Raw genomic sequence first — 4,053 nt, forward strand, 5'->3', positions numbered from 1 at the left:
GGAGTACGTGGGGGTCGCCGCTCCGGTGGGGGGTGGGGAGCGTGAGCCGGGTGTGCCCGGAGCCGGACTTGAACCGGCACGGCCACGTAGGCCAACGAGGTTTAAGCTCGTCGTGTCTGCATTCCACCACCCGGGCACCGGCTCCTGGATCGCGTATGCAGCCGCGTTCCACCCCCAGGGCGCACGTCGAGCGTAACTGGCCGGGGCGGGTGAACGGCGGTGAGTCACAAGGACGTTGTCTGATTTTATGGGTGCCCTTCCTGCTTCGCGGCCTGTTGTTTCCGCGTAGGACTGGTCTTCTGGCATATGCGGTCGGTGAGGGATTGACGCAAAGTCGCTCCTTCGTGACGCAAGTCGGTCGGTCGGTTTTTCGAGTGGCGACCGGGCGTGCCGGGGGCGCGGCGGCGGGGGCGGACTCAGGGTCGCGGTCATCCCCAGGTAGTACGGGCCCGGGGCGGCGGTACGCCTGAAGACCTCCCCAAGTGTGGATGAGGGTCTGATCCCAGGGCGTCGGGCCGCGCCCACGATGGAGGGGTACGCCTCAGTCCGTCTCGCCTCAGGAGTCCAAGCCCGTGACCACCACCACCCAGCCAGGCGCCCACGTCGTCACCTCCGGTGCTGCCGCCGCCCGCGCCACGGACCTCTCCAAGGTCTACGGTCAGGGCGAGACGAAGGTGATCGCCCTCGACCGGGTCTCCGTCGAGTTCCGCCAGGGCCAGTTCACCGCGATCATGGGGCCGTCCGGTTCCGGCAAGTCCACCCTCATGCACTGCATGGCCGGTCTGGACTCGGTGTCCAGCGGTTCCGCCCGTATCGGCGACACCGAGCTGACCGCGCTCAAGGACAAGAAGCTCACGCAGCTGCGCCGCGACAAGATCGGCTTCATCTTCCAGGCGTTCAACCTGCTTCCGACCCTGAACGCCATGGAGAACATCACCCTCCCGATGGACATCGCCGGCCGGAAGCCCGACCGGGCGTGGCTGGACAAGGTCGTGGAGACGGTCGGTCTGTCCGGGCGGCTCAAGCACCGGCCGAGCGAGCTGTCCGGCGGTCAGCAGCAGCGGGTCGCGGTGGCGCGCGCGCTGGCCTCGCAGCCGGACATCATCTTCGGTGACGAGCCGACCGGAAACCTCGACTCCCGGTCCGGTGCCGAGGTGCTGGGCTTCCTGCGGAACTCGGTGCGGGAGCTGGGCCAGACGGTGGTCATGGTGACGCACGACCCGGTGGCTGCCTCGTACGCGGACCGGGTCATCTTCCTCGCCGACGGCCGCATCGTGGACGACATGCTCGGCCCGACCGCCGACTCCGTGCTGGAGCGCATGAAGAACTTCGAGGCCAAGGGCCGCACCAGCTGATCCGGCCACCGGCCGGGGGCGCACCGCCCGCGGCCGGCGGGAACACGGGCCCAGGCGCGCGACGTCGAGTGCGCGCGGCCCGCAACAGGAGCGCGTAGCGCGAAGAGCGCGCGGGCCCTCTCACACGCCGTTCACCCTCCACCCCCGGTGCCGCCTGCCGTCGTGCGTCCACGACCGGCGCGGTGGGGACAAATCCTCCAGGACTTCCCATGTTCCGTACCGCCCTGCGCAACGTACTCGCGCACAAGGCGCGGTTGCTGATGACCGTGCTCGCCGTGATGCTCGGCGTCGCCTTTGTCGCCGGCACCCTCGTCTTCACCTCCACCCTGTCCAGTGCGTTCCAGAAGAGCTCGGAGAAGGGCTTCGCCCAGGTCGACGTGGCGCTGCGGCCCGACGAGAGCGCCCACGAGGGGCCGGGCGACGCCGCACGGCTGAGCCAGGAACTGCTGGAGAAGGCCGAGCGGCTGCCGGGCACCGGCGGCGCGCTCGGCGAGGTCTCCGGCTTCGCCGCGCTCGCCGACAAGGACGGCAAGCTCGTGGGCCAGGGCTGGTCCACCAGGGGCGGCAACTACTACGCCGGCGCGGACGGCGGGGGCACCGACTTCCGCTACCCGGTGAAGGAGGGCCGCGCCCCGGAGCGTGAGGGCGAGGTGATGCTGGACGCGAGGACCGCCGAGCGCACGGGCTACAAGGTCGGCGACACGGTCCGGACGTCGGTGAACGGGCCGGTGCGCCAGGAGAAGGTCGTCGGCGTGTTCACCACCGACGACGGCGGAGTGGCGGCCGGCGGCACGCTGGTCCTGTTCGACACCCGGACCGCGCAGTCGCTGTTCACCAAGCCCGGTGAGTACGAGCAGATCATCCTCACCGCCGACAAGGGCACGTCGCAGGCTCAGCTCCTGAAGCAGGTGCGGGAGAACCTGCCGAAGGAGGTGGAGGCGACCACGGGCAAGACGCTCGCCGACGAGCAGGCCCGGATGATCGACTCCGAGATGAGCAACATGCGGACGTTCCTGCTCGTCTTCGCCGGCATCTCGCTCTTCGTGGGCGTCTTCATCATCGCCAACACGTTCACCATGCTGGTGGCGCAGCGCACCAAGGAGCTGGCGCTGATGCGCGCGGTGGGCGCGAGCCGCCGCCAGGTGACGCGGTCGGTGCTGCTGGAGGCCGGTGTCGTCGGCACGATCGCCGCGGTGGTCGGCCTGGTGACCGGTATCGGCATCGCGGCCGGCCTGCGCTCGCTGATGAACGCGTTCGACCTGACGGTGCCGGACGGCCCGCTGCTGGTGGGCGCCAACGCCGTGGTGGCGTCCCTCGTGGTGGGTATCGGCGTGACGATGCTCGCGGCGTGGCTGCCGGCGCGTCGGGCCGCGAAGATCCCGCCGGTGGCGGCGATGAGCAGCGTGCACGCGACGCCGACGACCCGTTCCCTGGTGGTGCGCAACACGATCGGCTCGGTCCTCTTCGCGGCCGGTGCCGCGCTGGTGCTGCTGGCCACGGGGATGGACTTCAAGGCGGCGCAGCTGCCGATGGCGCTGGGCGCCGGCGTGCTGGTGATCGGCGTGTTCGTGCTGACCCCCCTGCTGTCCCGGCCGCTGATCGCGGCGGCAGGGCCGCTGCTGCGGGCGTTCGGGGTGTCGGGCAGGCTCGCCCGGCAGAACGCCGTGCGCAACCCGCGCCGGACGGCGGCCACCGCCTCCGCGCTGATGATCGGCCTGACGCTGATCACCGGGCTCACCGTGGTCGCGGGCAGCTCGCAGCAGGCGATCAACAAGATGGCGGCCGACGCGATCAAGGCGGACTACACCGTCAGCATGGCGAACTACTCCGACCTCTCGCCGGAGGTGGAGAAGACCCTCCGCGATCTTCCGGAGGTCACCGCGATCAGCCCGCTGCGGCGGGCGGACGCCGAGGTCGACGGCACCACGCACTGGATCTCCGGTGTCAGCGGCAAGGACATCAACAAGCTCGTCGACGTCGCCTTCGACTCCGGCTCGTTCGCCGACCTCGCCGCCGGCGGCGTGATCGTCGACAGGACCACCGCGGAGGCCAACGACTGGAAGCGCGGCTCGACCCTGACGTTCACGTTCGAGGACGGCAAGAGCGAGAAGCTCACCGTCGGCGGCGTCTTCAAGGGCAACGAGATGGTGCAGGGCCTGCTGATGGACACCGCCGTCCTGGACCCGCACACGCAGCGGCCGGCGGACTCGCAGCTCATGGTCAAGCTGAAGGACGGTGTCAGCGAGGCCGGCAAGAGCGAGGTCGCGAAGGCGCTCGGCGACAACCCGGCGATCCTGATCCAGAGCAAGCAGGACGTCTCCGACTCCATCGCCAAGGACTTCACCATCATGCTGAACATGCTGTACGCGCTGCTCGCGATGGCAGTGGTCGTGGCGGTGCTCGGTGTGGTGAACACGCTGGCGATGTCGGTCTTCGAACGGTCGCAGGAGATCGGCATGCTGCGGGCGATCGGCCTGGACCGCACGGGCATCAAGCGCATGGTCCGGCTGGAGTCGATCGTGATCGCCGTGTTCGGCGGGGTGATGGGCGTCGCTCTCGGCCTGTTCTTCGGCTGGGCCGTGGGCGAGCTGCTGGGCGGCGCGTTCGGCACCTACTCCCTGGTGATCCCGTGGGACCGGATCGCGCTGTTCCTGGCGCTGTCGGCGCTGGTCGGCGTGCTGGCCGCGCTGTGTCCGGC

Annotated in this window: 2 protein-coding genes and 1 tRNA gene; 2 read left to right on the forward strand and 1 reads right to left on the reverse strand. The window is 69.9% G+C overall.

What is annotated here, in order from left to right; genetic code table 11:
* Positions 1 to 53: 53 nt before the first annotated feature.
* Positions 54 to 136 (reverse strand) — tRNA-Leu (locus GL263_RS22865).
* A 436-nt stretch (positions 137 to 572) separates the two neighbouring features.
* Here GL263_RS22865 and GL263_RS22870 point away from each other — a divergent pair.
* Positions 573 to 1,355, forward strand: a complete 783-nt coding sequence (locus GL263_RS22870) for an ABC transporter ATP-binding protein (RefSeq protein ID WP_182857639.1) — start codon at positions 573 to 575, stop codon at positions 1,353 to 1,355.
* A gap of 209 nt (positions 1,356 to 1,564) precedes the next feature.
* Positions 1,565 to 4,053 (forward strand): ABC transporter permease (locus tag GL263_RS22875; RefSeq protein WP_182857640.1); only part of this gene is annotated, 2,489 nt, incomplete at its 3' end.

The organism is Streptomyces durbertensis (assembly GCF_014156695.1).
In the GTDB taxonomy this organism is placed as follows: Bacteria; Actinomycetota; Actinomycetes; order Streptomycetales; family Streptomycetaceae; genus Streptomyces; species Streptomyces durbertensis.